This window comes from Streptomyces africanus (assembly GCF_002150735.1).
Classification (GTDB): Bacteria; Actinomycetota; Actinomycetes; order Streptomycetales; family Streptomycetaceae; genus Streptomyces; species Streptomyces africanus.
The window spans coordinates 1-6,054 of record NZ_MUKA01000523.1 but is presented as its reverse complement, the minus strand read 5'-3'; the positions used below and the strand labels follow the sequence as shown (position 1 = coordinate 6,054).

The following is a 6,054-nucleotide window of genomic DNA, read 5'->3' as shown; positions in this document are numbered from 1 at the left end:
GCACCCGGCTGACCGGGCGCGCCCGCGCCCGCGCCCGGTCAGCCGGGTGCGCAACGGCGAACTGCGGGGGGACGCGGCGGACGTCGACTCCTCGGCAGAGGGCGACGAGGGCGCCGGAGTGGCGGCGCCCGGCCGGGGGGCATCCGGTGCGGCCGGGGGCTCGGCAGGTGCGCTCGGAGCCGACGGTGCCGAGGACATACCGGAAGCCGACGGCTGGGCGGGCGTACCCGACGCCGACGGCTGGGCAGGCGCACCCGACGCCGACGGCTGGGCAGGCGCACCCGACGCCGACGGCTGGGCAGGCGCACCCGACGCCGACGGCTGGGCAGGCGTACCCGATGACGGCTCCGCGGGCGCAGTCGCGGACGCCGTACCCGAGGCCGCCGTACTGTCCGACCACCCCAAGTACGCCCCGCAATTGCCGCAGAAGTCGTCCGTGGGGTCGTTGGACGCCCCGCACGCGGGACAGGCGCGCATCGCGTCACCTTCCTTGGTCGGTGGGTGGGCCGGGGAGGAGTTCCAGCCGGCAGACGGTGTGCACGGGGCTCATGGCCCTGACGACCTCGTGGATCCTTTCCGGGTCGACCCAGGTGCCGTGGTCCGGCCACACCCGGACCAGTACCTCGGCGGGCGGCCGGGGCGGCAGGTCCGCGCCCGGGGTGTTCGACCAGACCGCGCCGCCGTCCCCGGTGACCTCGGCGTGGACGCCGAGCGCGAGCCGCAGGGCCTCGACCAGGCCGCGCCGGGTACCGCGCCACCGGTGCAGCTCCACCGCGCGGGCGACCGCCTCGCGGCGCCGCTCCACCGGCCACTGCGGGTCGTGAGCGGCACCCACCCAGGACGCCAGCCAGGCCAGGAAGTCGGGCGGGGCCACTCGGGGATCGAGGTAGGCGGGCAGGTTGTCGAGGGTTGCGAACACCGGGGCGAGGACGGTGTCGAGTCCGGCGGTGAAGCGCTGCGCGAAGTCGTCCTCGGCGTACAGCGCGGGCAGTTGCTCCCCGATCGGGTAGCGGCTCGGCAGACCGGCCACGGCCGCGCGGCTCATCCCCGTGCCTCCGGCTGCACGGCCGTGACGACCACCTGGTGCTGATAGGAGAAGACCAGCGCGCCCGGGGCCACGTCGATGCGGTCCGTCGGTGCGCCGCGGCGGCCGGTGACCGGGTCCGCGGGGAACAGCCGGATCTCCTCGATCAGAGCGTTCTTCGTGGCGCGTTGGAGGACGCCGAAGACGTCGCCGTACTGGACCGGTCGCCCGAAGGGCCAGCCGGTGCCGTCGGGGCCGCCGTCCAGCGGGTCGAGGTGGCGGAACAGGGCGGCGAGGGCGGCGTCGCGGACGCGGTCGGTGTCGGCCGGGGCCGCCGCGAGCCGCGCGACCACGGTGACGCCTTGGTAGACGGGCGGCTCGACGACCAGGCGGGTGCCGATCAGGCGGCGTTCGTCGAGGCTCGCGGTGATCGCACCCAGCACCTGGTCGGAGGGGATCAGCTGCTCGAACCGGAGGCGGTGGTCCGCCTCGTCCGCCACCGCGTCAGGGACCACCAACACCCGTACCGCCCCTGCACCTTCGGCCACCGGCAGGCAGCGGACCCGGCGAACCGAGGGGGCCGCCTGGCGGGCGATGATCTCGTAGTCCTCGGCGGTGACGGCGCGTTCCTGCATGCGCAGGGCGTCCGGGGCCCGCAGCTTGGCGTTGGCGATCGTCTCCCCGGCGACGCCGCCGCTCGCCGCCTCCCGGTTGACGACCCGGGCGATGTACGGGACGGAGCTGCGCAGGACCGAGATCGCCCCGCGGGCGACGTTCCCCGCCGGGCCGCCACCGGTGCGGTAGCGGGCCACCCGGATCCGGGCGCCCTTGGGCGGCACGGCGCCGCACTGCCGCAGTGTGCCGTCCGGTTCGCGCAGCGCCGGCGGGAAGGTGAACTCGCCGGTGGTCGCGTCGACTTGGACATGGCGGTCGGCCGGGCCCGAACGGCCGAAGTGCTCGACCACGTCCCAGCGTTGCCAGCCTTCGGCCGAGGACACTTCCACCACGGGAGGCTCGCGGTCGAGGAGGACGGGCGGGCGGCCGAGCCGGAACGTCTGGCCCGCGACTCCCTCCGAGGCGCCGAGCGGTACATCGGTCTCGGTCTCGGCGTGCTCGACGGTCATCGTGCCGCCCACGGTGAACACCGACGCCTCGCGCACCGTCGGGGACTCCGAGTAGAACGGCTGGCCCGGCTCCGCCTCGGTGACCCGGCAGCGCAGCCAGCCGGCCCGGGTGCCGCCGATCACCGACGCGGCGTGCCCGGACGGTACGTACACGATGACCTCGCCGGGCCGGTTCAGGCCGCCGGTGGAGTCCTCGCCGGTCTCGCACACCCGCCAGCCGCCGCCGTCCCACGCCTCCCACACCAGCGGGGGCTGACGCGGGTCGACGCCGATGCCCTCGACACGGCTGTCCAGGTTCACCGCGACGACGCAGCGCGGCACGGCCGTGGGCAGACCGAACAACAGCGCGTCGCCGGGCTCCGGCGCCGCCTGGAAGGCGGGCACGTCGCGGCCCTCGGCGAGTTCGCCGGTCCTGTCGGTCTGCTCGCCGGCGCGGGGTGCCGTCACGAGTCGTATCAACTCGCTGGGGACGATGCGCAGTTCGTCGGTGGTGGTGAACACCACTGCCTGCTCGCTCTCGCCGCCCGCCGTCGTCACCTCGGTGCCCGCGGTCAGTGTCACCGTGTCGGGCTGCGGCGCCGACAGCCAGAAGTCGACCTCGGCCGAAGCCGCCGCGGGCGGGAACAGGCGGATGCCGAGCAGGTCCAGGAACGCCGTGTAGTTCTTGTCCGGGACCCGGTTCAGCCGGTACAGCAGCTGGTCCACGAGGTAGGCGAACGTCTCGATCAGAGTGACGCCCGGGTCGGAGACGTTGTGGTCGGTCCACTCCGGGGCGCGCTGCTGCACGTACCGCTTCGCCTCGTCGACGAGCTGCTGGAACCGCCGGTCGTCCAGGTTGGGGGAGGGCAGGGCCATCAGGCGGCGCCCCATTCCTCGGCCCCCTCCTCGGAGGGGATCGTGTAGAAGGGAAAGACCAGGTTGCGCCGGTCGTTGGTGGAACGCAGGGTGTAGTGCACGTCGATGTAGAGGGTGCCGTCCTCGACCGCGTCGAAGGCCACCACCACGTCGTCGACCGCGATGCGCGGCTCCCACCGCTCCAGTGCCTCGCGCACCTGCTGGGCGATACGTCCGGCGGTGGCGCCGTCGCCGGGTGCGAAGACGTAGTCGTGGATGCCGCAGCCGAACTCGGGACGCATGGGGCGCTCGCCGGGCGCGGTGCCGAGGACCAGGCGGATCGCCTCCTCGATCTCCCGTTCCCGCTCGACCATGCCGATCCCGCCGGTCGGCCCGACCCGCAGCGGGAACCCCCAGCCGCGGCCGATGAACCGCTCGCTCATCACACGCCCCCGATCAGAACGTTCATGGCGCCGCCCGAGACCATCGCGCCGCACGTGGTCTGGTCGCGCATCCGCGCGGCGGGCAGCCCGCCGATGAGGACCTGGCCGGAGGCGAGCCCGGCCGGGTTGGGCATGACCACGTTGCCCGGCCCCAGGGCCAGATGCTGCGGTATCGCGCAGGCGCACACACTGCCCACGACGGCGGCGGGACGGCCGCCGATCAGCACCCGCGCGACCGTCGCGGCGGCGCCGGGCGGCGGGGTGGTGATCACACCGCCGTGGTTGGTGGGGTCACCGGTACGGGCTGCGGCCGGCATGGGTGCTCCTTTGCGAGGTCCGTGTCGTCGGGAGAAACGGGGGTCAGTTGATCCGGATGAGCTTGGCCTTGAGGACGGCCAGCAGGCCGCCGTCGACGGTGACGTTCGAGGAACCGTTCACGCTCACCGTGCGGCCGCCGATCTTCACCCCGACCCTGCCCTGGATGTCCACGTTCCGGCCCGACACGCTCACGTCGCCCCGCCCCGCGTCCAGGGTGATGCCCTTCTTGTCGAGCACGACGGAGCTGAGGGTCTGCCGGCTCTTCCCGGCGTACACCGTCAGTTCGATCCGGTCCCGCCGGCCGTCGAGGAACACTTCGAGGGTCTCGTCCCCGCTCATCAGGCGCACCCCGGAGCGACCGGGCGCCCTCGCGTCCAGCAGCTCCAGCCGATGCCCCGAACGCGACACGATGGAGCGGCGGTTGACCTTGCCACTGGTCCTGTCGATGAGCGGCACGTCATGCTTCGACGGCTTGTCGACGCCGTTGTAGAGCCCGCCGATGACATAGGGGCTGTCCAGCAGGCCCTGTTCGAAACCGACCAGGACCTCGTCGTTGACCTCGGGGCTGACCACACCTCCGCCGCCCTTGCCGCCCCACTGCACGGTGCGCACCCAGTCGGTGACGTACGTGTCGTCCAGCCAGGGGAACTTCAGCCGTACGCCGCCGGACTCCGCGCCGCCCGGTTCGCGTACGTCCGTCACCACACCGATGGCGAGACCGGGCATGCGGGGCCCCCGGCTCGGCGCGTTGGCCCCGGTCACCAGGCCCGTCAGGGAGCGGTCGGGGCTGGCGCTGACCCATACCGTCGTCCGGTACCCGCCGTGCGGTTCGACGACGTGCTGCACCGCCGTCGCCGTGTACTTGCCGGAGAACGCCTGACCGACGTTGCCGAGCGCCACCGGCTTGCCCGCCCGCAGCCGTGGGTTGCCCTCTGCCACTGCCTCCAACTCGCCGAATCCCGCGCTGACGTGACCGGCGACCGCGGCCGCGACGGCGGTCGTCTCGGCCTGGGTGCGGTACGGGGTGTCCGTGACGGTCAGCTTCGACGACCTGCCGAACCGGGCGGCGAACTCCGGGCTCAGCCCCGGCGCCACCGTGTCACTCGTCACCGACGGCTTGCGGGCCACCAGCGGCCGCTTCGTGGTGACGTCCCAGCCGCGCACCTCGACCTGTTGGGCACCGTCCGCGGCCGACAGGGAGGCCCGCAGCGCCAGCAGGTTGCGCCCGTACTCCAGCACCATGGGGTTGCGGGTGGCCGGGGTCGACGGCGCGGGCGCGCCGGACGCCTTCACCGGCTTCGTGAACTGCAGCATCCCCTTGTCGTCGACGTGCACCTGGGCGCCGCTCTCCCCCGCCAGGAACTGCAGGAAGTCCCAGTCGGACACGTTCGCCTGCGACAGCTGCTTGTAGGTGACCGGCGCGGCATCCACTGTGCCGACGGCCAGCCCGGCCCCGGCGGCCACCTTGCGGACGATCGCCGCCGCCGTCATGTTCCGGTACGCCACCACCTTGCGGCCCCGCTGCAGACGGTGCGCCTTGGAGTAGGCGCGCACCACCGTGAACGAGCCCGTACCGTCACGGTCCAGCTCCAGCGCGGTCACCTCGCCGTTGAACAGCCGCTCGCGCGCCTGCCCGGAGACCGTCACCACCGACACCTTCAGCGGGGTGCCGATGGTGATGCCGGTCTTCTGCAGGAACTCGTGGTCGGGGTCACGGAAGGTGAGGACGGCCGCGTCCGGCAGCCCGACGTTCTCGTCGACGACACAACTGACCAGCTGGGCGGCCCAGACGGGCGGAAGTTCGCCGGGCGCCTCGATGACGGGATCGGCCGCGAACGACCGACCGCCCCTCGCCTCTGGTGTGGTCACCGTTCCTCCTCAGCGCCCGCGTCCCGCAGCCCCGGCACCACCAGTTCGGTGCCGGGCGCGAGCGCCATCGGGTCGTCGATGTCGTTGGCCTCCGCGATGACCCGCCAAGCCGTCGCGTCGCCGTACTCCCGCCAGGCCAGCAGGGCCAGGCTGTCGCCCGCCACGACGGTGTGCGTGCTGCGGGCGGTGCGCGCGCCGGACGTCGGGTTCTGCCCCGGCGGGTCGACGCTCGCCTCCTCGATGGACAGCGAACAGGTCGCCCGCAGCGGCTTTCCGTCCACGTCGAACAGCGTGTACGACACCGACAGGCTGGAGAGCACGCCGTCGAACGAGGTCGTCCGCGCGGTGCCCCATTCGAACCGCACCCAGGGGCTGGCCGGCTTCTTGCGGCCCAGGCTGGCCGGGGTCGGCACGCACGCCTTCATCAGCTTCTCCACCGCCA

The 6,054-nt window shown here is 73.2% G+C and carries 7 protein-coding genes; all 7 read right to left on the bottom strand.

The genetic code is table 11. From position 1 onward, the window contains the following. On the bottom strand, positions 1-477 hold a 477-nt coding region (locus CCL05_RS44345), incomplete at its 3' end, for a zinc ribbon domain-containing protein (RefSeq protein WP_143590038.1). A gap of 4 nt (positions 478-481) precedes the next feature. Further along, positions 482-1,045, bottom strand: coding sequence for a phage tail protein (locus CCL05_RS41295; RefSeq protein ID WP_086565697.1), 564 nt, complete (start codon positions 1,043-1,045; stop codon positions 482-484). After that, a complete protein-coding gene (locus CCL05_RS41290; RefSeq protein WP_086565698.1) occupies positions 1,042-3,003 on the bottom strand; it encodes a putative baseplate assembly protein in 1,962 nt (653 codons plus the stop codon). The genes CCL05_RS41295 and CCL05_RS41290 overlap by 4 nt, the downstream gene beginning before the upstream one ends. Further along, positions 3,003-3,425 carry a GPW/gp25 family protein gene (locus CCL05_RS41285; protein WP_086565696.1) on the bottom strand — a complete coding sequence of 141 codons (423 nt, stop codon included), beginning with the start codon at positions 3,423-3,425 and terminating at the stop codon, positions 3,003-3,005. Before CCL05_RS41285 ends, CCL05_RS41290 begins: the two co-directional genes overlap by 1 nt. Continuing rightward, positions 3,425-3,742, bottom strand: a complete 318-nt coding sequence (locus CCL05_RS41280) for a PAAR domain-containing protein (protein WP_086565695.1) — start codon at positions 3,740-3,742, stop codon at positions 3,425-3,427. The genes CCL05_RS41285 and CCL05_RS41280 overlap by 1 nt, the downstream gene beginning before the upstream one ends. A gap of 43 nt (positions 3,743-3,785) precedes the next feature. Further along, positions 3,786-5,612, bottom strand: coding sequence for a VgrG-related protein (locus CCL05_RS41275; protein WP_086565694.1), 1,827 nt, complete (start codon positions 5,610-5,612; stop codon positions 3,786-3,788). Then, positions 5,609-6,054: CIS tube protein (locus CCL05_RS41270; protein WP_143590037.1), on the bottom strand; the 446-nt coding region annotated here is incomplete at its 5' end. The genes CCL05_RS41270 and CCL05_RS41275, both read right to left, overlap by 4 nt.